The sequence below is a fragment of the Methylomonas defluvii genome, from assembly GCF_033949435.1.
GTDB lineage: Bacteria > Pseudomonadota > Gammaproteobacteria > Methylococcales > Methylomonadaceae > Methylomonas > Methylomonas defluvii.
Genome location: NZ_JAXARY010000013.1, coordinates 55,161 through 75,651, shown reverse-complemented (window position 1 = coordinate 75,651; position 20,491 = coordinate 55,161). Strand labels below are relative to the sequence as shown.

19 protein-coding genes are annotated in these 20,491 nt (G+C 55.5%); 6 read left to right on the top strand and 13 right to left on the bottom strand.

Going from position 1 to position 20,491, the window contains the following annotated elements; all coding sequences use genetic code 11:
- Positions 1-6: 6 nt before the first annotated feature.
- The 3 genes from QLH52_RS14595 to hslV are packed head-to-tail and all read right to left on the bottom strand — an operon-like array spanning position 7 to position 2,283.
- The gene (locus QLH52_RS14595) at positions 7-396 is read right to left on the bottom strand and encodes a gamma-butyrobetaine hydroxylase family protein (RefSeq protein WP_205451220.1); all 390 of its coding nucleotides are present in this window, start codon (positions 394-396) and stop codon (positions 7-9) included.
- Between the two features lie 2 nt (positions 397-398).
- Positions 399-1,718, bottom strand: a complete 1,320-nt coding sequence (gene hslU, locus QLH52_RS14590; protein WP_205451219.1) for an ATP-dependent protease ATPase subunit HslU — start codon at positions 1,716-1,718, stop codon at positions 399-401.
- A 4-nt stretch (positions 1,719-1,722) separates the two neighbouring features.
- Positions 1,723-2,283 carry an ATP-dependent protease subunit HslV gene (gene hslV / locus QLH52_RS14585; protein WP_020483114.1) on the bottom strand — a complete coding sequence of 187 codons (561 nt, stop codon included), beginning with the start codon at positions 2,281-2,283 and terminating at the stop codon, positions 1,723-1,725.
- A 211-nt stretch (positions 2,284-2,494) separates the two neighbouring features.
- Between hslV and QLH52_RS14580 the strand changes: the two genes are divergently transcribed.
- Positions 2,495-2,941, top strand: coding sequence for a hypothetical protein (locus QLH52_RS14580; protein ID WP_129871437.1), 447 nt, complete (start codon positions 2,495-2,497; stop codon positions 2,939-2,941).
- Here the strand turns inward: QLH52_RS14580 and QLH52_RS14575 are convergent.
- Genes QLH52_RS14575 through QLH52_RS14560 form a run of 4 tightly spaced genes read right to left on the bottom strand, consistent with a single transcriptional unit; the run spans position 2,935 to position 5,636 of the window.
- The gene (locus QLH52_RS14575) at positions 2,935-3,399 is read right to left on the bottom strand and encodes a nucleoside deaminase (RefSeq protein ID WP_205451218.1); all 465 of its coding nucleotides are present in this window, start codon (positions 3,397-3,399) and stop codon (positions 2,935-2,937) included. The genes QLH52_RS14580 and QLH52_RS14575 overlap by 7 nt on opposite strands.
- A complete protein-coding gene (gene metA, locus QLH52_RS14570) occupies positions 3,399-4,463 on the bottom strand; it encodes a homoserine O-succinyltransferase MetA (protein WP_319962053.1) in 1,065 nt (354 codons plus the stop codon). The genes QLH52_RS14575 and metA overlap by 1 nt, the downstream gene beginning before the upstream one ends.
- 13 nt (positions 4,464-4,476) lie before the next feature.
- Positions 4,477-5,325 (bottom strand): ATPase, encoded by an 849-nt coding sequence (locus QLH52_RS14565; RefSeq protein WP_033158395.1) that lies wholly within the window; start codon positions 5,323-5,325, stop codon positions 4,477-4,479.
- 8 nt (positions 5,326-5,333) lie between these two features.
- On the bottom strand, positions 5,334-5,636 hold the full coding sequence (locus QLH52_RS14560; protein ID WP_033158396.1) for a DUF6763 family protein: 303 nt from the start codon (positions 5,634-5,636) through the stop codon (positions 5,334-5,336).
- 128 nt (positions 5,637-5,764) lie between these two features.
- Here QLH52_RS14560 and QLH52_RS14555 point away from each other — a divergent pair, with 128 nt between their 5' ends.
- The gene (locus QLH52_RS14555; RefSeq protein WP_033158397.1) at positions 5,765-5,971 is read left to right on the top strand and encodes a SlyX family protein; all 207 of its coding nucleotides are present in this window, start codon (positions 5,765-5,767) and stop codon (positions 5,969-5,971) included.
- 8 nt (positions 5,972-5,979) lie between these two features.
- On the opposite strand, the gene QLH52_RS14550 is transcribed toward QLH52_RS14555, so the two are convergent.
- From QLH52_RS14550 to QLH52_RS14525, 6 genes are all read right to left on the bottom strand, one after another.
- Positions 5,980-7,308: a D-alanyl-D-alanine carboxypeptidase family protein gene (locus QLH52_RS14550; protein ID WP_319962052.1), complete on the bottom strand. Its 1,329-nt coding sequence runs from the start codon at positions 7,306-7,308 to the stop codon at positions 5,980-5,982.
- A gap of 48 nt (positions 7,309-7,356) precedes the next feature.
- Positions 7,357-8,259, bottom strand: a complete 903-nt coding sequence (locus tag QLH52_RS14545; RefSeq protein WP_319962051.1) for a cation diffusion facilitator family transporter — start codon at positions 8,257-8,259, stop codon at positions 7,357-7,359.
- A 172-nt stretch (positions 8,260-8,431) separates the two neighbouring features.
- A complete protein-coding gene (locus QLH52_RS14540) occupies positions 8,432-9,628 on the bottom strand; it encodes a PepSY-associated TM helix domain-containing protein (protein WP_319962050.1) in 1,197 nt (398 codons plus the stop codon).
- Positions 9,629-9,640: 12 nt separating this feature from the next.
- Positions 9,641-11,986 carry a TonB-dependent receptor gene (locus QLH52_RS14535; RefSeq protein WP_319962049.1) on the bottom strand — a complete coding sequence of 782 codons (2,346 nt, stop codon included), beginning with the start codon at positions 11,984-11,986 and terminating at the stop codon, positions 9,641-9,643.
- A gap of 126 nt (positions 11,987-12,112) precedes the next feature.
- Entirely contained in the window at positions 12,113-13,069 is a 957-nt protein-coding gene (locus QLH52_RS14530) for a FecR family protein (RefSeq protein ID WP_319962048.1), read from the bottom strand.
- Positions 13,070-13,081: 12 nt separating this feature from the next.
- On the bottom strand, positions 13,082-13,597 hold the full coding sequence (locus tag QLH52_RS14525) for an RNA polymerase sigma factor (RefSeq protein WP_171694371.1): 516 nt from the start codon (positions 13,595-13,597) through the stop codon (positions 13,082-13,084).
- A gap of 344 nt (positions 13,598-13,941) precedes the next feature.
- Between QLH52_RS14525 and QLH52_RS14520 the strand changes: the two genes are divergently transcribed.
- From QLH52_RS14520 to QLH52_RS14505, 4 genes are read left to right on the top strand one after another with little or no spacing between them, the layout of a single operon-like run.
- Positions 13,942-14,610 carry a CerR family C-terminal domain-containing protein gene (locus QLH52_RS14520; RefSeq protein ID WP_033158404.1) on the top strand — a complete coding sequence of 223 codons (669 nt, stop codon included), beginning with the start codon at positions 13,942-13,944 and terminating at the stop codon, positions 14,608-14,610.
- On the top strand, positions 14,600-16,162 hold the full coding sequence (locus QLH52_RS14515) for an efflux transporter outer membrane subunit (protein ID WP_319962047.1): 1,563 nt from the start codon (positions 14,600-14,602) through the stop codon (positions 16,160-16,162). The genes QLH52_RS14520 and QLH52_RS14515 overlap by 11 nt, the downstream gene beginning before the upstream one ends.
- Entirely contained in the window at positions 16,159-17,271 is a 1,113-nt protein-coding gene (locus QLH52_RS14510; RefSeq protein WP_319962046.1) for an efflux RND transporter periplasmic adaptor subunit, read from the top strand. The genes QLH52_RS14515 and QLH52_RS14510 overlap by 4 nt, the downstream gene beginning before the upstream one ends.
- Positions 17,268-20,369 (top strand): efflux RND transporter permease subunit, encoded by a 3,102-nt coding sequence (locus QLH52_RS14505; RefSeq protein WP_319962045.1) that lies wholly within the window; start codon positions 17,268-17,270, stop codon positions 20,367-20,369. Before QLH52_RS14510 ends, QLH52_RS14505 begins: the two co-directional genes overlap by 4 nt.
- Positions 20,370-20,491 lie beyond the last annotated feature (122 nt).

Below are 20,491 nucleotides of genomic sequence, written 5' to 3'. Positions count from 1 at the left end.
TGTCGTTTAATTATGGATGGGCGAGCGGCGGCTGAGGCCGGCGGCTTTCAGGGTTTCAAGATACTGCGACCAAAGCAACGGGAACTCCGAACCCAATTTATACAGCAAATCCCAGCTGTAAATGCCGGTGTCGTGGCCGTCGCTGAACACCAGTTTGATGGCGTAATTGCCCACCGGCTGGATGTCGGTAATCGTCACGTCTTCCTTGCCGATTTGCAGGGTTTCCTGGCCGGGGCCGTGGCCGACCGCTTCTGCCGATTGGGTAAACACCCGCAGGTATTCGCTGGGCAGCTCGTAAATACTCTCGTCGTCGAAATGAATTTCCAGGATTGCCGAAACCTTATGCAGCTTGATTTCGGTCGGGAAACGCTGAGTGGGGGTGATTTTGACGCGCATAATTACAAAATGTAGCGGCTAAGGTCTTCGTCGTCGGCCAGTTCCATCAGGTGTGAGTCCACGTAAGCGGCATCGATGGTAATGGATTTTTCGGCCAGATCCGGCGCATTGAAGGAAATGTCTTCCAGCAGTTTTTCCAGAATGGTGTGTAAACGGCGGGCGCCAATGTTTTCGGTTTTTTCGTTGACTTGCCAGCCCAGTTCGGCAATGCGCTGAATACCGTCGGCGGTAAATTGTACGTCTACGCCTTCGGTTTTCAAGAGTGCCTGATATTGCTCGGTCAGCGAGGCGTCCGGCTCGGTCAAAATCCGCACGAAATCGTCGGCGCTCAAGGCGTTCAGCTCGACCCTGATTGGAAAGCGGCCTTGCAATTCCGGAATCAAGTCCGACGGCTTGGTCAAATGAAACGCGCCGGAGGCGATAAACAGAATATGATCGGTCTTGATCATGCCGTATTTGGTGGTGACGGTGCTACCTTCCACCAGCGGCAATAAATCACGCTGCACGCCTTCGCGGGACACTTCGCCGCCGCCCATTTCCGCGCGTTTGCAGATCTTGTCGATTTCGTCGAGAAACACGATGCCATGTTGCTCAACCGCTTCCAGCGCGGCTTGCTTGATTTCTTCTTCGTTGACCAGTTTGCCGGCTTCTTCTTCCTGCAACTGTTTCAAGGCATCTTTAATTTTTAATTTGCGGGTTTTGGTGCGGCCATTGCCTAGGTTTTGAAACATGCCTTGCAACTGGCTGGTCATTTCTTCCATGCCCGGTGGCGCCATGATTTCCACACCCACTGCCGGTGCGGCGACGTCGATTTGAATTTCCTTATCGTTCAAATCGCCTTCGCGCAGTTTTTTGCGCATTTTCTGCCGGGTGGATTCCTCGGTTTCCGAGAGCATGCCGCCTTCGGCGCGTGGCAGTAATATATCCAGCACTTTTTCTTCGGCGGCATCGGCGGCGCGGTTTTGCACACGTTCCATCGCCGAGATGCGGGTGGTTTTCACGGCGCTATCGATCAAGTCACGAATAATCGATTCCACGTCGCGGCCGACATAACCCACTTCGGTAAATTTGGTGGCTTCAATTTTGATGAAAGGCGCGTTAGCCAAGCGAGCCAGACGGCGGGCGATTTCGGTTTTACCGACGCCGGTGGGGCCTATCATTAGAATGTTTTTCGGGGTGATTTCATCGCGCAGCTCGGCGGTAACCTGGCTACGGCGCCAGCGGTTACGCAGGGCAATCGCTACTGAGCGTTTGGCTGCGGCTTGGCCGACGATGTGCTTGTCCAGTTCGCTGACGATTTCTCTCGGGGTCATTTGACTCATGGTTTTACTCTTGTGCCGGTTGGGGTTCGGCGTCTAATTCTTCGATGCGCAGATTGTGGTTGGTGTAAATGCAAATATCGGCGGCAATGCCTAGCGATTTCTCGACGATTTCGCGGGCGCTGAGTTCGGTATTTTCCAGTAAGGCGCGCGCAGCGCTTTGGGCAAACGCGCCGCCGGAGCCGATGGCGATAAAGTCGTATTCCGGTTCGATGACGTCGCCGGTGCCGGAAATGACCAGCGAGGTTTTGCTGTCGGCGATGATCAACAAGGCTTCGAGCTTGCGCAGGGCGCGGTCGGTGCGCCAGTCTTTGGCCATTTCCACGGCGGCACGGGTCAGATTACCACGATGTTTTTCCAGCTTGCCTTCGAAATGTTCGAATAAGGTAAACGCATCGGCCGTCGCGCCGGCGAAACCGGCAATCACTTTGTCGTGGTACAGGCGTCTGACTTTACGGGCATTGCCCTTCATCACGGTGTTGCCCAGGGTGACTTGGCCATCGCCGCCGATCACGACTTTGTCGCCGCGTCTGACGGAAAGAATGGTGGTGCCTCTGAAGTTCGTCATGTCTGTGAATGAGAAAGGGAAAGGCGGCGATTTTACATGTTCTCGGCGGCGATAGGGTAGAAGTTTAAAACCGTAAGCCGGGTGGGTAAAAGGCGCAAAGATTGAACAAAGCAAGAAAACTGATTAAAGTTCAAAGTGCTGGTATTTTAAAGGATGCGCCGCATTGACCGGCGTTTCCAACATTACAATAACAACAAGAGGGTAGCTAGTCATGAAATTGTCAAATCGCTGGAGAGGTGCGTGCTTGCTGGGTGCTATGGTGTTTTCAACGGCGGCCCTGGCTTTATCGCCGGAAGAAGAAGAGCGCTTGAAAGAGTGTAAAAGGCCCAAATTCCGGGATTTTGTGCCTGAACAAAAAGCCGAGGTCGATGCGGGTACGGAAATCTCTTTTCATATCTCCCACAATGCCGATCCATTGACCGTGACCGCCGAAGCGCGTGGCGAAAAAATGAAAGTCAATGTAGTGGATAAAAAGAACTTTTACTTTGTGACCGCGAAATTGCCGCCATTGACGCCGGGATTTGCCCGTGTGCATGTCACCGCTAAATCCGCAGAAAGCAAATTGGAGAGCGGCTGTTTGGGTCAGGATGGCTGGTTGCTTAAAATTAAAGGTGAGGCAACCGCTAAACCGGCGGAACAGCCGGCGGCGGCTCAGTAGCGAATTTTATCTGTTTTGATCCGCCACATTTGGAAGGGGCGATTGGCCGAGTCGAGCGAGAGTTGCTGCATGACGATCCGGCGTTGCAGGGCGGGTTTGTCGATTTCGGTGTAAATAAAACCGTCGTCGAACCCGGCTTTAGCGGCGTCGAAACGGTCGCAAGCAAAGTAAACGGCTTGCAGTCTTGCCCAATAGATGGCGCCCAAGCACATCGGGCAAGGCTCGCAACTCGTGTAGAGCGTGCAACCGCTTAATTGAAAATCGCCTAGTTTTTGACAAGCCAGCCGAATGGCGACGATTTCGGCGTGAGCGGTCGGGTCCAGATCCGGCGTCACCCGATTCCCGCTGGCGGCAATAATTTCGCCGTCTCTAACGACAATCGCGCCGAACGGCCCGCCACCTTGGTCGATGTTATCGCAGGCTAGTGCGATGGCTTGGTTTAGAAAGCCTTCGTGCATTACAAATCCAGCGGATTATCAGGATTAATACCGTCCATGAACGGCAATCGGCGGTCTTCGTTGGTGATCTGATAAACCTTCCCCAGCCAGTTATTAAACACGGCTTTAGCGGAATCCCGCCAGGTGATGTCCAAGTGCTCGATGATTTGTTGCTCAGGCATGGCTTGCAGTGGGCAGTTACCAAGCTTGGCTTCTTTCACGTGTTCTGTGTACTCGGCCAGTAGCTGTTGCACTTCGTTATCGAAATAATGCTCGGGGTAGGGTGGGTAGTCGTCGCGCTCGCCGTTGTAATAACGCAGTACTTCGCGCTTGTATTCTTTGAGCAGGCTAATATCGTCGTACTCCGGATGACCCTGGAAAAACACAATCCGAAAACCGTCCGGACTAACGGCCAGATGCACACCGGCGGATTCGCTGGTCACCAGGACTTTCAGTCCGTGTGTTTCCATGTCGCGCTGAAACACTTCGTTAAAACGCGAATGCGGCACATCGAAGCGGGTGTTGATTTCCGCCACCAGGGGATGCTGCCTATCGACCACTTTATGGGAAAACACGCCCCAACGCTTGGCCGGCAGGCGCGTGCGCTCCACACCGTAACAATGCTGAATAAAGGCATGGGTGGCCAGGCACGAACACAGTACCGAGGTGACGTTTTGCGTGGCCCATTCGAACACTTCGGTTAACGGCCGCCAAAAATCTTCCTCCTGCAAATGGTCGTGGGTGACGTTGGCGCCGCTGATAATCAAGGCATCCAGACCGTCTTGCTTGATTTGCTCGAAGGATTCGTAATATTGCTGAATATGCGCCAGGGCTTGCGGGCTTCTTTCCAGGCCCGCAATCGTAAACGGATGCACATGAAACTGGGCAATCTGATTGCAAGCGCCGACCAAGCGGAAAAACTGGCGCTCCGTGGCTTCCAGCGCCGCGTCCGGCATGATATTCAACAAGCCGATGTGCAATTCTCTAATCGATTGATGGCTGGCGCGGTCCGGGCTGAGAATTTCTTCGCCTTCTTCGTGCAGACGTTGAAAAGTGGGTAAAGCAGTATGGGCAACTAGCGGCATTACAAGAACGGTCTCAAGATTGTTGCCGGGCAATCGCCTCGGCAATCAGACGGATAAAGTCGTCTTCGTTATTGACTTTAGCGGTTTCGTCGGCACTGATGGTATAGCCGTACTGGGCGGCAATCGCTTCGTAGCGCGGTACCCTGGCTTTGAACAACTCCGGAAATACCCAGCTGACGAATTCGTCCGGTGGAATCTGATCGGTAGAACTGTAACCGCGCTCACTCATGAATTGGTCCAGTTTTTCATCGACGAATTCAGGGCGGTAGTACAGGGGTTTGGGGTCTTTTTTGGCGCGGTCGATGATGGTCTGTTCCAAAGCCGGCGGAATTTTGATGTAGACGATCAATGTGTGTTTGGCCAGGTTTTCCAGGACTTCCGGACAATCCAGTTCGCAAACGCTACCACCGGCGTCGTTAATGAAATGTTTGTAGCCGTAGATGTCTTCGGCTTTATGGATAAAGTCCGGCACGTCGTTCATCGCTGCGATTTCGGCTTGATGATGCAGCGCTTGGCGGCGTTTGAATTCGGCTTGCGACAAGCCGCCTTTAGCCGGATCGCCGATTTTGCCGAGAAAGCTGGATACGGGTGCCAGGTTTTCCACGGTGATATTGCTGCAGATGTAGATCGAGTCGGATTTCAGCAAATCGCGCAAAAACGGTACGCCCATGGCTTGCTGCTTGATGTTGTCCAGAATCGGCTCTTCCAGGTATTTGGTACCGATGCGGTAGTCGCCGGAATAATGAAACCATTTATCCCTGGGTAACTTGGCTGAGAGGGTGGTTTTGCCGGCGCCGGACATGGCCAGCAGGGTGATACTCTTGGATTCCCAGTCCAGAAATTGTTGCGGGGTCATTCTCATAAATTATCTCAATCCAACAAATCGCTAATGTCCAAATCTTCCGCATCCGGGCGGGCGTGTCTATCGGGGTCTGTGTAGCCCAGATCGTCGGCTTCCAACTCGTCGAACGGCGCGCTCCAGTCTTCCGGATCTTCGATGTAATCGATAGTGGAGCCGTACCAGGATTCGTTGTCGTATTCGCCCAAATCGCCGTTGGCGAACTGAACTTCCACCGATTCGTCGTTACCCTCAATCGCTACCACCTTGAAGGTGAGATTACTTTCCAGGTCTTTATACCAACGGCCAATGACCGGATCTGTAATAGTTGCCATAGTTGCATCCTCGCTATGTTGATGACTTATCAATGATAGCGAGTTTATAGAAGCTGTGCGAGTGCATGCGGCAAAACTGTCGGGATTTTCGATTAGAATGGCAAATTTACACAGTCAGCGGCGGGACCATGAGCGAAGAAAGATTCATCGAATTGGAGATCAAACAAGCGTATCAGGAAGATTTGATTCAGGCGTTGAACCAAGTGGTGGCGGACCAGCAAAAGCAAATCGGCAAACTGGAAGAAACCTGTAAGTTGCTGCACGACAAGATCAAAAGCCTGGCGCTGGATGAGCGCCAAGCGGGGGCGGTCGATGAGCGTCCGCCCCATTACTGACTTATCAATTACGATTTGCGATGGCTGACGCGGCGTAGCTGCTTCGTCGGGTTGGATGCTGTTGCAAAGCTGGTTCGAGGTTGCGGCGAGGCGCTGCAATCCATATGTTTGGCGCGCAAGCGTCGACAAAAATCCTGACTGTCGTCTTGCTGTAAGCCGGTCCATTGCGCCCGCCAAGATGTGGCGTTTTTGACTTTGGTTTTGACAATGCCGGCCCGCCCGGTTTTAGCTAACGGGCCGAGCGCATTACGCGCACGCTGTAGATTGACATCGGCGTCGATTTTTCTGGGGAAACTTCCCATGCTGACGGTCCAAACATTGCCGCGGCTTTGCGGTTTGGCTTGCGCCAATTGCGTGAGCTTTTCGCGGCGGCTGTTGTATGGCGCATTAATGCGAATCGGCTCATAACGGCTACTGCCGGAGTCGGCACCCATTTGTTCCGCACTGCCGGCACAACGGTTGGACGACAATTGAAACGGTGGCGGCAGGGCGCTGTAATCCTTCAATTGCGAAATATGCTCGCCGAACAGGCCTTTTTCGCTATTGGCAAAGCCCATGTCCAATAAATTACCCATTTGTTCGAAGCGTTCGCCGCTACTGTGTGCGCCCAGTAACACGCCTATCAAGCGGTGGCCGTTGCGTTTGGCCGAGGCGATCAGGTTGTAGCCGGAGCCGCAGGTAAAACCGGTTTTCAGGCCGTCGGCATCCGGATAGCTTTTCAGGATGCGGTTGGTATTGGGCATTACCCGGCCTTTGTAGTTAAATTCCGTCGCCGAAAAATAATGATAATGTTGCGGGAAATCGCGAATCAACGCAGCAGATAACAAGGCCAGGTCGCGGGCGCTGCTGATTTGCCCGTCGTCCGGCAAGCCGCTGGCGTTTTCGAACGAGCTGTTGTACATGCCCAGCGTACGCGCTTGCTGGGTCATCATCGCGGCAAAATTGCTTTCCGTGCCGCCCAGTTTTTCCGCCAGCACGACCGCCGCGTCGTTGGCGGAACGGGTGGTGACGGCCATGATGGCTTGTTCCACCGTCAAACTTTGGCCGGTGCGCAAACCCAGCTTGGAAGGCGGTTGCGAGGCGGCGTGTTTTGATGCAAACACGGTGTCGGTCAGTCGCAGACGGCCATTTTCCAATGCCGACAGGGTTAAATAGATAGTCATGACTTTAGTCAATGACGCGGGATACCAGCGTTGAGTGGATTCGGTTTCGTGAACCACGCGGCCGGTGTCGGCGTCGATCACAATCGCCGCATATCTGGCGGCCGCAGGAGCGCTTTGCAGCATTAGGCAAGCTAGAGAAAGTAACGCTAAATGGGTTTTGGGTAGGGTGCTCAAGTTATTACTTTGCTCCAGATATGTGGCCTAAACATTTGACTATATTATTTAATCAGAATTATCGATTTCGAAAAAGACCCAATTAATGCGGGGATGGTCGGTTTTGATCTGTTTTTCCATTCCGTTAATTAATTCAACAGCTTCCCCCACGCTTAAATCCGCCAGCAGTTCGGCTTTAATGGCCAGCATCACTTGGCTGCCGTGGCTAATAGCCCAAATATTCAGTACGCGATTGACGCAGCCTTGCTTTTCCAGATAACCGCGAACGGCATCGCGAATCCCCGCATCGGCTTCACCGAGCAGCAAAGAATGCACTTCCCGGCCGACTAACACCGCCACGACGACCAACAATGCACCAATCAACATCGAACCCACTGCGTCGTACATTGAATTACCGGTAAGCATAGTCAAGCCCAGCATTGCCGCAGCGATCACCAGACCCAGCAGCGCGGCTAGATCCTCGCCGATGACCACCATCAATTCGCTGGATTGGGTTTCTTTAAACCATTGCCACATGCCCCGTTCGCCGCGTTCGCTTGCCATGGCCCCCAAGGCCGCGCGCAACGAAAAACCTTCCAAAACCACGGCGATAGCCAGTATCGCCAAAGCCATACCGGCGTTTTCCACGGTGTGCGCTTCGTGAAAACGCAAACAACCTTCGTGGATCGAGAACAAGCCGCCCACCGAGAATAGCGTAATCGCGACCATCATCGACCAGATATACGCTTCCCGGCCATAGCCCATCGGGTGGTGTTGGGTTGCCGCCCGCGCCGAGCGTTTCATGCCGATAAACAGCAAGACCTGATTGCCGCAATCGGCAAAGGAATGAATGGCTTCCGCCAGCAGCGAGCCGGAACCGGTCCAGACTGCTGCGCCGGTTTTGATCAAAGCGATACCCAGATTAGCGGCGAACGCATAAATGATGGCTGAGGCGGAATTGCTATGAGACATGAGTGATAGGCCAAATAAAATTAATAATTAGGCAGCGATTATTTGCGGCAGACAGCACCGAAACAGATCAGGTATTTATGCAGATTTTAGATGAGTCGAGCGGATTTGCTGCAAATACTTAGGTGTTGACAGACAACTTGAGTTATTGACTGTCAATTAGGCAATAGAGAGCTTATCGATTCTGTAAGGCGGGCGGTAGGGGCGAGTTTTTTACCGATTGCTGGTGCCGAGGACGCAGTTGCCGGCCGCGGCGTTTTTGCAGCCAGCGTATCACGCCGGTGATGAACAGCAGCGGGCAGAGCAAGCCGGCAACCAACACCAGCAATTGCCCGGTCAAGCCAAACGCCTCTCCGGTATGTAGCGGATGCAGCCAGTTGATGATTGTGTCCGAGCCGCCCAGTTCTTCGGGGTTGCTGACCGCCAACACCTGGCCGGAATATTGATCGACCCAGACGTTGGTTTTGGGAAAGCGCTGACTGGGCTCGCCGGCCTGGCGCAGATTGATGCGGTAGCTGCCATTGGCGTCGTGCGGTGTCTCTATCCAACACAGGCGCGCCTGCGGAAACCGGGCTTGGCCGACCGCGGCGGCTTGATCCAGGCTGATGCGCGCCGGGTTGTTTTCGGTGATGGCCGATTTCGGTGCGGGCGATGCTTGCAAAGGCGAGAAATAGCCCAGTATCGGATTGACGTATTGCGGAATCTCCAAGGCTACCCCGGTTACCGCCAATACCAGCATCACGATCAAGCTGTAGACGCCCGCCAGTTTATGTAAATCATAATTTAGGCGTTCGCGGCTGGCGTGGCGCTTTAGGCTCAAGGCGCTTTTTAATTTATGCAACGGCGGCCACCACAGATAAACACCGCTGATCAAGGAAATCAGCAACAAGCCGCCGACGATGGCCATCAAAATTTTGCCGGGATTATCCAGTAGCAGCTTGTAATGCAAGTCGTAGAGCCAGGTCATCGCAAACTCGCCCCAGAAACGATTGGCGAGTACCGAGCCTGTATAGGGATCGACCGACAGCATCAGCGGCGCAAAGCCGTGATGCTCGGTTTCTTGCGGCTTATAGTAGCGGGCGGTGATGGCGCGCTGTGGATCGTCGGGAATTTCCAGCCGCCAGCCGCGTTGCCGCGTGGGCTCCGCGCGACGTAGGGCTTGAAAAATATCCTCGTAGCTTTGCCGCTGGGCGCTGGATTCGGAAATGATCAACTGTGGATTCAGCCACTCGTCCAGATCGATATAAAACACCAAAAGGCTGCCGGTCAGGCCGACCAGGGCGATGATCAAGCCCAACGACAGCCCGAGGTATAAATGTACGGCCAGCCAGAATTGGCGTCTAGCCTGTTTCTTGTTGGCCGTCGATTTCATGGCGATACGAGCTTAGTAGTCGAACTTGACGTTGACGGCGCCGTAGAAGGCAATGCCGTCGCCGGGCGAGAAGAACGGTTGGGCGGTGGCACCGAATGATTCGGAATACCAAACATATTCCCGGCGAACGTCGGTCAGGTTTTTAGCTTGAAATTGCAATTCCACTTCCTTGGTCACCTGGTAGCCTAAATCCAGGTTGAGTAGGGCGTATTCGCCGTATTGGCCGCGTTGGTTGGCTTGATCGACAAAGTAGTCGCCTTGGCCGCTGGTCCACAGCGAAGAGCGCAGTTGCGGCAGGATTTGGTAGTCGATACCGGCCGAAAACAAATAATTCGGGGTATTGACGACCTGATTGCCGGCGACGTATTCCATCGTGCCAGCCGAAACCGCCGGTGGATTGGTGACTTTAGCTTCCTGCAACGAGTAGGCGGCCCAAACCCCGACTTTATCGGTTGGATAAACCTTGACTTCAATGTCCACGCCCTGACGCAGTGTGGGGCCTATTTGGCTCGACTCCACGCTGGCCAGATCGCGGCTAATTTCGTTGCTGGCTTTTTGCGACCAGTAGGCGACCCGGCCCTCGGCCCACTCGACCGGTTTCAGCTTGATACCCACTTCCCAGCCATCGTTCAACGACGGGCCGATATTCGCTTGGTTACGGCCGATGAAGGTGGCTTGGCCCAGGCCGACCTGGAAGGTGCGGCCCCAGTTGCCGTAAAGGCTGTAACCTTCTATCGGCGTAATCACCGCGCCTATTTTGGGTTGCGAAATCGTGCCGTAGTCGTTAAGGGGGTAGGAGCCAAACGCTGAGCCGGGACGATAGCTGAAGAAGCTGCCGTCGACGATGTCGGCGCGGTAACCTGGCGTCAGTTTCAACCATTTGAAAGGCTTGATGATCGCCTGGATGTAGCCGCCGTAGTTCAAGAAATCCCACTTTTCGTCGTTACGCAAACCGCTGCTACGGCGAACCCTGCTATCGGTTAGATAACGCAGATATTTGTTTTCCTGTTGTTGGAAGTCGAAGCCGGTTTCCAGCGAAAAGTCGTCCAGCCAACTGACCACCGGATGGTAGGTCAGCGAGGTCATCGCGCCGTACTGAATTTCGTCGCGGTCGCGTTCTTGCTGTGCTGCGCCAGGGCCATAGGTGACATAACGCTGGTCGTCGAATAAAGTGCCGTAGACCTTGGACGACCAGAATAAGGTCGGGCTGAGGTTGACGTCCAAGTGGGTGCTGACCTGGCCAACCGTGCGTTTGCCGCCGTCAGTGGCGTTTCGGGTGAAGGTTTGGGTTTGATTGAGTAACTGTTCCTGGTAAGTCATATAGCCGGGTTCTTGGGCGCCGGCTTCGCTCCAGCGGGCGATCAAACCTATTTTGTATTTTTGGTTGTCAGGCGTATAGAACCATTTCCCGGAAAAGCTGTTTTTGTCGGTGTCGCTATGGTCGCGGTAGCCGTCGCTGGCGCGGTAGGAAATTTGATAGTTCTGCGAGAAACCGTCCTTTTCGTAACCCAGTCCGGATTGGATGTCGTGGGTATTGAAACTGCCAAAACTGGCCCGGGCCTTAGCGTAGTTGCCGCCGGTGGTGGTGTTCATGCTGATGTTGCCGGCGAAGGAGTGCAGGCCGTAGCGGGCATCGTTGGTGCCGCGCACCACTTCTATGGACTCGATGTCCAGCGGAAACAGCGAGTCGATAAAATAGGTGTCGCCGCTGTTGGTGTTGCTCGGTACGCCGTCGATCAATAATTTGACCGCGTTAACCCGGCCTTCGCCATTGAAGCCGCGAAACGACATTTTGCCGGTGGTGATGCCTTGGCCGAATTGGGTCACTTGAACGCCGGGCATGCGGTGGAACAAATCGTAGGCCGTTAATACGTTTTGGTCGGCAATTTTATCGGCGTACATGATGTCCACTGAAGTGGCAATGTCCTTGCTGGTTAATTTCATGCTCTCGGTTTGATCACTCACTGTGACCGCACCCAGTTCGAAAGTCGAATCGTCCTTAACGGCTGGTGTTTTTGGCGTGGGGACTTTTTTAACCGCAATGACGCCTTCGCCTACTTGCTCGTACTGTAAGCTATTCTGACTTAACACTTTTTCTAGCGCCTGTTGTACAGTGTATTGGCCCTTCAGCGGCTGGGCTTGCAAGCCTTGCACCATCGAGTCGGCATAGATCAATTTGGTATTGGTGGACTTTGCCAAGTTCTCCAGCGTCGCTGCCAGCGGCTGAGCGGGAAGGTCTATGCTTGCGCTGGTGCTGCCTGCCGCGCTTGCGTCGATTGAAGCGGCTAGGGCCAACGCCAGCAGGGGCGCCTGTCGGCGCGGTTTTTTCGCGGGTGTGGTGTTAAGTTTGCAATCCATGATCGTCTCCTGTTAGTCGTGGGTGGCAATATTTTTTGACTCGCCATACCCCATTAACGAAGCAGACAGGTCAAACTGGACAGGTTTGGGGAATATTTTTTTAACCCAAACACGAACACCTGTTTGTTAGCGGCTGTAAAGCACGACGGTTTGTTTTTGGCGCTGCACGCGGATAGGCAGGATTTTTTCCAGGGCCTGCAGAAACGGCTTGAGATCGGCGCTATTGAAACTGCCGCTCAGGGTTTGCTTGGCCAAGGCAGGATCGGCAAACGCAAAACGCACGGCGTGATAACGCTCCAATTCCGCGACGACTTCCGTCAGCGGCGTGTGGTCGAACAACAGTTGGCCGTTGAGCCATGCCGCCACTTGCTTGGTATTGGTTTTTTCGGGTTTTTGCCAGTGGCCGCCCGCATCTATTTTGCGGCTGAAGCCGGCGGGTAAATTTTCGCCAAACCAGCTGCGGCCGGCATGTAGGGCAACTTCGCCTTCCAAGACCGATACGGCGGTGCCGTGATTATCATGCCGCACGTTAAACACGGTGCCGATGTCTTTAATCTGTAGATTGCCGGTATGAACGGTAAACGGGTGCCAGGCCTGATGGGCGACGTTGAACATGGCTTCGCCTTGCTGCAACTCGATCTCACGGCGCCACCAGGACAGACGTACGCGCAGTTGTGTATCGGTATTCAATTGCAGTTGGGAACCGTCGGCCAGTTGCACGGTTTGCCGTTCGCCTATGCCTGTTTGGTAAACTGTGCTGGGTGCCTTGAAGTCCAGCCATGCGCCGGTCAACACGGTGGCAAGCAGCAGGCTAATGGTTAACATTTTGCCGTTTCGCCAGACGCGGGGCCTTGCGGAACGCGCGGTATTCAAGCCGGCGACCTCAGTGGTTTTTAGCTCGTCCAGATTGCCCCAAAGGCTGGCGATGTCGTCGTAAGCCGTCTGATGCGCTGGATTTTGCAGAAGCCATTGCGCGAATGCTTGACGCCGCTGCTCATCACAGGATTCAGACTGTAACTCCACAAACCACGTCGCGGCTTGCTGAAGAATTTTTGGCGGTTGCGAAAGCTTGGGCGCCGTCATCGATTGGCCGGTTTAGTGCTGCGTGCCGATTAGCATGTGATGGCAGTGCAACATGGCCTTGACCAATTGGCGTTGCACGGTTTTCTCGGAAATACCCAGTTTTCCGGCGATTTGGGCATAAGTGAGTTCGTCGATCTTGCGCAGCAGCAAAATATGCCGGCATTGCCGCGGCAGGCTGGCGATAGCCTGCAACAGGCGTTCGCATTGTTGGCTAAGAATGGCAAAGTCTTCCGGTTGCATCAGCGGGCAAGTCAGCTCGTCGTCCAATTCTTGGGTTTTTGCACCGCTGCGCTGATGGTGGCGAATAAAGTCTATCGACAGGCGTTCGGCGGTACGAAACAAATAACCGGGCAGATTGTCGGTGTGTGTCAGACTGTCCTTGCCCAGCAAACGCAAATAAGTTTCCTGACTCAGATCTTGTGCGGCATCGGGGCACTTTACCTTGCGCAGCAAAAAATCGACGATGGCTTCTTTATGAGTCAGAAATAATTCGGCTATCTGATCGTGCTTAATGGCGATGACGGACAAGCGACTAGCTCCGGATTTTTGTGAACGAAAGACGGAAACTGCCGCAAGCTGTGTGCCAATAAACGCATAAAGCCGTCCAATTCCAATAGTGCTCGGCTGTAAGGTTGTTGAGGGGAGGTGTAGGGGGAGACTTACGTTTAAAACTATGTCATTTAACGCAATTACCTGTGGCATATGACCTGATTTTTCTGTGCAAATCAGCTGCAATGGAAGTCATTCTTCGGTAGGAATCGAGGAAAAGTTGTCCTTTAAACACAATCCAAAAATTGACAATCAATCGATTGATTGATATTGTTTAAATCAATCGATTGATTTTTTCTAACAAGCACTTCCGCAGAGGCAGCATGGTCGCACCTGAAAACTCCGAAACCGAAACTCACGACGCACGCAGCCGGCTGGTCATGGCAGCGTTGCGGCTGTTTGCCGAAAAAGGCTACAAGGCGGCCTCCACGCGGGAAATCTGCGAGGCGGCTGGCGCCAATATTTCGGCCATTCGCTACTACTTCGGCGATAAGGCCGGTCTATATCGCGCCGCATTCTTCGAACCGATGGGCGACGCACGTTGCGGTTCCGATGTCGCGGCCTATGCCGACTTACCGTTGCCCGAAGTATTGACCCGGTTTTTCAGCGAATTCCTGGAGCCGCTGAAAGAAGGCGAGGACTTTGGGCTTGTGATGAAGCTGCACTTCCGGGAGATGATCGAGCCGACGGGCGCCTGGCAGCAGGAAATCGATGCGGAAATCAAACCGCAGCATGAATCCCTGGTGTTGCTGCTCAAGGAACATTTGGGATTGAGCGGCATCGACGACGACTTGCATCGGCTGGTTTTCGCGATGATAGGCATGGCGGTGCATTTCTATGTGGGACAAGACGTCATCTCGATGATTTCCCCGCAAATTTTAAATTCTCCACAAAACATCGACGTACTAGCGGAACGTCTGGCCGGCTACGCACTGGCCATGATCGAAGGCGAAGCCGCGCGCCGGGCTCGGGATGGCGACCATGAACAATAATATCTCGCGGCCGCTGGGTTTGAGTCTGATCCCCTTGCTGCTTTCGGCTTGCGGGTCCGGCGGTTTATTGACGACCGTCGGCCCTGATTATCAAACAGAACCATTGCCGGCGCCTGCGAGCTGGCAAGCGCCGCAAGCCGATGCGGCCAAGCGCCAACAGGCGCATCAAGGCGACCCCGCCGAGCTGATGCGCTGGTGGGAGCGTTTTCAAGACCCGGCTCTGACTCGCCTGTTAAGCGCCGCCGAACAGGTGAGCGCCTCGGTCGCCGACGCCAGAGCGCGCATCGAAGAAGCTAGAGCAAATCTCGTGGGCGCCGATGCGGCCATCCTGCCGAAACTGGATTCAGAGTTCGCCTCCAAACGCTCCTCGTCTTCGTTTGGCGGCACGCCGTTCATCTGGAACCAATTCTCGGCCGGACTGCAATCCAGCTGGGAAATAGACTTGTTCGGCGGTTTGGCCCGGCAGCAGGAAGCGGCCCAAAGCCAACTGGAATCGCGCAACGCCTCCTGGCACGACGCCAGGGTCGCGGTAGCGGTGGAAGTGGCCGATGCCTACCTGTCTTACCGCTATTGCGAAGCGCAAGTGCAACTATTGCGTACCGACAGCGATTCGCGCCGCGAATCGGCGCGGGTAGCGGCGGCTGCCGGCCAGAGCGGGTTCCGCTCACCGGGCGATGTAGCCTTGGCTACCGCCAGTGCCGCCGAAGGCAGCAGAACCTTGCTGCAACAACAAGCCCAGTGCGAACGTTCCATCAAAAGCCTGGTGGCGATGACCGGCCTCGCGGAAGCCGACTTGCGGTCGTTACTGAACGGCTCGGCCGATCAGACGGCGAAACTGCCCATTCCGCCAGCGTTCGAAATCGCGTCCTTACCGGCCAAGGTGTTATTGCAACGGCCCGATGTGGCTGCTGCCGAACGCGATCTTGCCGAGGCCAGCGCCAATATCGGTGTGCAACGGGCCAAACAATTTCCGAAACTGAGCCTGTCCGGCAACATCACCCCGACCCTGCAAAACATCAACGGCGCGGCGCTGATGCTGGCACAGACTTGGGCGATAGGGCCAACGCTGAGCTTGCCGCTGTTCGACGCCGGCAAGCGCGCGGCCGACGTGGAAGTTGCCAAGGTGCAATACCAAGCAGCGGAAAGCCGTTTCCGCGCCAAAGTGCGCACGGCGGTCAAGGAAGTCGAAGACGCCCTGGTGCGTCTGGATAGCACCCGCCAACGCTTGCCGCAAGGCCGCGAGGCGGTCAGCGGTTACCGGGCAAACTTTCAGGCGCTGCAAACGCTCTACCAAAGCGGACTGGGTAATTTGCTGGATGTGGAAACTGCCCGCCGCAACGTGCTGGCCTCTGAATTGGCGCTAGAAGAACTGGAGCAGGAACAGGTCGGTGCTTGGATCGCGCTGTATCGCGCGGCGGGCGGAGGCTGGACCGATGCTGGCGAGTCGCCGAATCCGGAAGCGGCAGCAGCAGGCCCAGCCAAACTTAGAGTCATCGGCAACACGCATTTATATCCGAATCAAAACGACATGCTCAACGGAGGAAACTCATGACCAAGGGAAAAATAGGCGTGCTATTCGCCGCCTTACTACTATTAATCGGCATTGGTGTAGCGATCGGCCGCGTCAGCCAGCCCGCGCCATCTACCGAAGCACCGGCTGCCAATCCGGCGCTCAGTGTGTCCGCGATCCGTCCGCAGACGCATGATATTCCGCTCAGTCTCACGGCTAACGGTTCGATTGCGGCTTGGCAGGAAGCCGTGATCGGCGCCGAAATCGGCGATCTGCGCCTGAGCGCGGTTAACGTGCAAATCGGCGAAGCCGTTAAAAAAGGCCAGGTGTTGGCCACCTTTTCGGACGAAAGCGTATTGGCCGATGTCGCGCAAGCCCGGGGAATAGTGGCCGAAGCCGAAGCCAATCTGGCCGAAGCGCGGCTTAACGCCGAGCGGGCTCGCAAGGTCTCGGTATCCGGAGCGTTGAGTGCGCAACAAGTGGACCAGTACCTGACCGGCGCGAAAACCGCAGAGGCCAAACTGCAATCCGCCAAAGCGCAGTTGGATGCGCAATTGTTACGCCTGAAATACACCAAGGTATTGGCCAGCGACGACGGCGTGATTTCCGCGCGCAGCGCCACCTTGGGCGCGGTCGCCACGAAAGGTCAGGAATTGTTTCGCTTGATTCGGCAAAACCGCCTGGAATGGCGCGGCGAGCTTACCGCCGCCGAAATGACGCAACTGAAACCGGGCAATAAGGTGAGGGTGGAGGTCCCGAATGTTGGCAGTATCGACGGTGAAGTGCGTTTCCTGGCGCCTACCCTGGATGTGCAAAATCGCAATGGCCTGGTTTATGTTGACTTACCTCATGCCGCGCAGACCGGTTTGCGTGCCGGTATGTTCGCCCGCGGCGAATTTGAATTGGGCAGTTCCACGGCGCTAACGGTGCCGCAAGAGGCGCTGTCGCTACGGGATGGCTTTAGTTATGTATTCTTGTTGACCGAACAAACCGAAGACCGGGCTCGCGTCAAGCAGGTCAAAGTGCAATTGGGCCGCAGAAACGGCGACCAGGTGGAAATTTTAGCCGGCGTGGCCGCCGAAGACCGGTTGGTGGCTGGCGGTGCCTCGTTTTTGGCAGACGGCGATAGCGTGCGGGTGGTGACACAATGAACGTCTCAGCCTGGTGTATCCGTAACCCCATTCCGGCGATGATGTTGTTCGTGCTGCTCAGTTTCGCCGGTTTGCTCAGCTTTAAATCGATGAAAATCCAGAACTTCCCTGATCTGGATTTGCCCACCATCACGGTTTCGACCTCGCTGCCCGGTGCTTCGCCGTCGCAACTGGAAACCGAGGTGGCACGGAAAATCGAAAACGCCATCGCCACCTTGCAGGGTTTGAAACACATCACCTCCAAGGTCCAGGACGGCAGCGCCACGATTACCGCCGAATTTCGTCTGGAAAAACCGGTGCAGGAAGCCTTGGACGATGTGCGTTCGGCAGTGTCCAAAGTCCGCGCCGATTTGCCGGGCGACCTGCGCGATCCAGTCGTCACCAAACTGGATTTGGCCGGTTCGCCGATTTTGGCCTTAACCGTCAGTTCACCGCAGCGCGACGAAGAAGCGCTGTCCTGGTTTGTGGAAGACACGGTAGCCAAACGCCTGTTGGCGGTACGCGGCGTCGGTGCGGTCAATCGGGTGGGCGGCGTCAGCCGGGAAGTAACGATTGCGCTGGACCCGGTCAAGCTACAAGCCTTGGGCGCCACGGCGTCGGACATTTCCCGGCAATTGCGGCAAATCCAGCGCGAGAGCGCCGGCGGCCGGATCGATTTGGGTAGCGGCGAGCAACCGGTGCGTACCTTGGCCAACGTGGCCTCGGTCGAGGAAATACGGCCCTTGCAGATTTCACTGGCCGATGGCCGCCATATTCGGCTCGATCAAGTCGCCAAGGTCGACGACTCGGTAGCGGAACCGCGCGCGTTGGCGCTGCTGAACGGCAAACCGGTGGTGGGCTTTGAAGTGACTCGCAGCCGGGGCGCCAGCGAAGTCGAAGTCGGCGCCGGCGTACAAAAGGCCTTGGCCGAATTGCGTGTCGCCAATCCGGATATCGAATTCACCGAAGCGTTTAACTTTGTCACCCCGGTCGAGGAAGAATTTCAAGGCTCGATGACCATGCTTTACGAAGGCGCGTTGCTGGCGGTTTTGGTGGTCTGGCTGTTCTTGCGCGATTGGCGGGCTACCTTTATTTCGGCTGTCGCATTGCCGCTGTCGGTGATTCCGGCCTTCCTGGGCATGGATTATTTGGGCTTTTCGCTCAACGTGATCACCTTGTTGGCCTTATCGTTAGTAATCGGCATCTTGGTCGACGATGCCATCGTCGAAGTGGAAAACATCGTCCGCCACCTGCGGATGGGCAAAACGCCTTACCAAGCCGCGATGCAGGCCGCGGACGAAATCGGCTTGGCCGTGGTGGCGACTACGTTTGCGCTGGTCGCGGTATTTCTGCCGACTGCGTTTATGAGCGGTGTGGCTGGGCGGTTTTTCAAGCAATTCGGCTGGACGGCGGCGCTGGCGATAATGGCGTCGTTGGTGGTCGCCAGGATGCTGACGCCGATGATGGCGGCGTATATTCTAAAAGACATCGACCATTCTGAGCCCAAGGAAGGTGCGGTCATGCGCACGTATATGAAGTTGGCGGGCTGGTGCCTGCATCATCGGTTGGCCACAATGGGCGGCGCGGCAGCGTTTTTTATCGGCTCGCTGTTTTTGATTCCGCTATTGCCAACCGGCTTCATCCCGGCCGACGACAACCCACAGACCCAGGTGTTCGTGGAACTGCCGCCCGGTTCGAGTCTGGCGCAAACGCGCGCTTCCGCCGAAGCGGCCAGGCAATTGATTGCCGGTATCGACTATGTGAAAACGATTTACACCACCATCGGCAGCGGTTCAGCGGGTAGCGACCCGATGGCCGGCAACCAGGGCGCCGGCGAGGTTCGCAAGGCCACGCTGACGATTACCTTGGCCAATCGCCAGGATCGCTCGGTGCGTAAACAGGCCATTGAACAAAATATCCGCCAGGCCCTGCAAAAACTGCCCGGCGTGCGTACCAAGGTGGGATTGGGCGCTTCCGGCGAAAAATACGTGTTGGTATTGAGCGGCGACGATCCGCAAGCCTTGAGCGCCGCCGCCCGCAATCTGGAACGCGACCTTAGAACCATTCCCGGCCTGGGCAGCATCGCCTCCAGCGCCGCGCTGGTGCGGCCGGAAATAGCGGTAAGGCCGGACTTCGCCCGCGCCGCCGATTTGGGCGTGACCACCACGGCACTAGCGGAAACCCTGCGCATCGCCACTTTGGGCGATTACGATTGGTCTTTATCCAAGCTCAATCTGGCGCAACGCCAGGTGCCGATGGTCGTCAAACTGGCCGATGAAGGCCGGCAAGATTTGAGCGTATTGGAACGCTTGGCCGTGCCGTCCGCCAAGCCCGGCATCGGCGCTGTGATGGTCGGCCAGGTGGCGAAACTGGAACTGTCCAGCGGACCGGCCGTGATTGATCGATACGACCGCTCGCGGAATATCAATTTCGAAATCGAATTGTCCGGCCAGCCGCTGGGTGACGTTGCCGCTGCGGTGGAAAATCTGGACAGCATTAAAAACCTGCCGGCCGGCGTCAAACGCATCAATATCGGCGACGCGGAAATGATGGGGGAACTGTTCGCCAGTTTTGGCTTGGCGATGCTGACCGGTGTGTTGTGCATCTTCATCGTGCTGGTGTTGCTGTTTAAAGACTTCCTGCAACCCATCACCATTTTGGCGGCATTGCCGCTGTCGTTTGGCGGTGGTTTCGTCGCACTGCTGTTGACCGGCAAGGCGTTTTCGATGCCGTCGTTGATCGGCTTGGTGATGTTGATGGGGATAGCCACCAAAAACTCCATCCTGTTGGTTGATTACGCCATCATTGCTCGGCGCGAGCAGGGCTTGAGCCGGGTGGATGCGCTATTGGATGCGTGCCACAAACGGGCCAGGCCGATTGTGATGACCACGATTGCGATGGGTGCCGGTATGTTGCCGATTGCGATAGGCATGGGCAACGCCGATTCCTCCTTTCGCAGCCCGATGGCCGTCGCCGTAATCGGCGGTTTGGTGACGTCGACTTTGCTGAGTTTATTGGTGATTCCGGTGGCTTACACCTATCTGGACGATTTCAATAATCTGGGCAAGGCAGTTTGGAAACGCTTTACGGGGCCCAAAGCAGTCGCTGTCGAATCGTGATTTTCGAAACACGGCATCATCCATAGCGCATTCGGAAAGATGAAACAGAAGCGGTCGGGCTAGGGTAGGGCGTCAGGCGATGTTCGAACTATCCTGCCGGCCATCAAGCTTATGCCGGCAAT

What these genes read in the sequence shown, in the direction of transcription:
- QLH52_RS14505 (WP_319962045.1), top strand. Translation starts at nt 17,268, where the DNA reads ATGAACGTCTCAGCCTGGTGTATCCGTAACCCCATTCCGGCGATGATG.
- QLH52_RS14545 (WP_319962051.1), bottom strand. Translation starts at nt 8,259, where the DNA reads ATGTCTCATAGCAATTCCGCCTCAGCCATCATTTATGCGTTCGCCGCT.
- QLH52_RS14530 (WP_319962048.1), bottom strand. Translation starts at nt 13,069, where the DNA reads ATGACGGCGCCCAAGCTTTCGCAACCGCCAAAAATTCTTCAGCAAGCC.
- QLH52_RS14510 (WP_319962046.1), top strand. Translation starts at nt 16,159, where the DNA reads ATGACCAAGGGAAAAATAGGCGTGCTATTCGCCGCCTTACTACTATTA.
- QLH52_RS14575 (WP_205451218.1), bottom strand. Translation starts at nt 3,399, where the DNA reads ATGCACGAAGGCTTTCTAAACCAAGCCATCGCACTAGCCTGCGATAAC.
- hslV (WP_020483114.1), bottom strand. Translation starts at nt 2,283, where the DNA reads ATGACGAACTTCAGAGGCACCACCATTCTTTCCGTCAGACGCGGCGAC.
- QLH52_RS14580 (WP_129871437.1), top strand. Translation starts at nt 2,495, where the DNA reads ATGAAATTGTCAAATCGCTGGAGAGGTGCGTGCTTGCTGGGTGCTATG.
- QLH52_RS14595 (WP_205451220.1), bottom strand. Translation starts at nt 396, where the DNA reads ATGCGCGTCAAAATCACCCCCACTCAGCGTTTCCCGACCGAAATCAAG.
- QLH52_RS14515 (WP_319962047.1), top strand. Translation starts at nt 14,600, where the DNA reads ATGAACAATAATATCTCGCGGCCGCTGGGTTTGAGTCTGATCCCCTTG.
- QLH52_RS14565 (WP_033158395.1), bottom strand. Translation starts at nt 5,325, where the DNA reads ATGAGAATGACCCCGCAACAATTTCTGGACTGGGAATCCAAGAGTATC.
- QLH52_RS14520 (WP_033158404.1), top strand. Translation starts at nt 13,942, where the DNA reads ATGGTCGCACCTGAAAACTCCGAAACCGAAACTCACGACGCACGCAGC.
- QLH52_RS14560 (WP_033158396.1), bottom strand. Translation starts at nt 5,636, where the DNA reads ATGGCAACTATTACAGATCCGGTCATTGGCCGTTGGTATAAAGACCTG.
- QLH52_RS14555 (WP_033158397.1), top strand. Translation starts at nt 5,765, where the DNA reads ATGAGCGAAGAAAGATTCATCGAATTGGAGATCAAACAAGCGTATCAG.
- QLH52_RS14535 (WP_319962049.1), bottom strand. Translation starts at nt 11,986, where the DNA reads ATGGATTGCAAACTTAACACCACACCCGCGAAAAAACCGCGCCGACAG.
- hslU (WP_205451219.1), bottom strand. Translation starts at nt 1,718, where the DNA reads ATGAGTCAAATGACCCCGAGAGAAATCGTCAGCGAACTGGACAAGCAC.
- QLH52_RS14540 (WP_319962050.1), bottom strand. Translation starts at nt 9,628, where the DNA reads ATGAAATCGACGGCCAACAAGAAACAGGCTAGACGCCAATTCTGGCTG.
- metA (WP_319962053.1), bottom strand. Translation starts at nt 4,463, where the DNA reads ATGCCGCTAGTTGCCCATACTGCTTTACCCACTTTTCAACGTCTGCAC.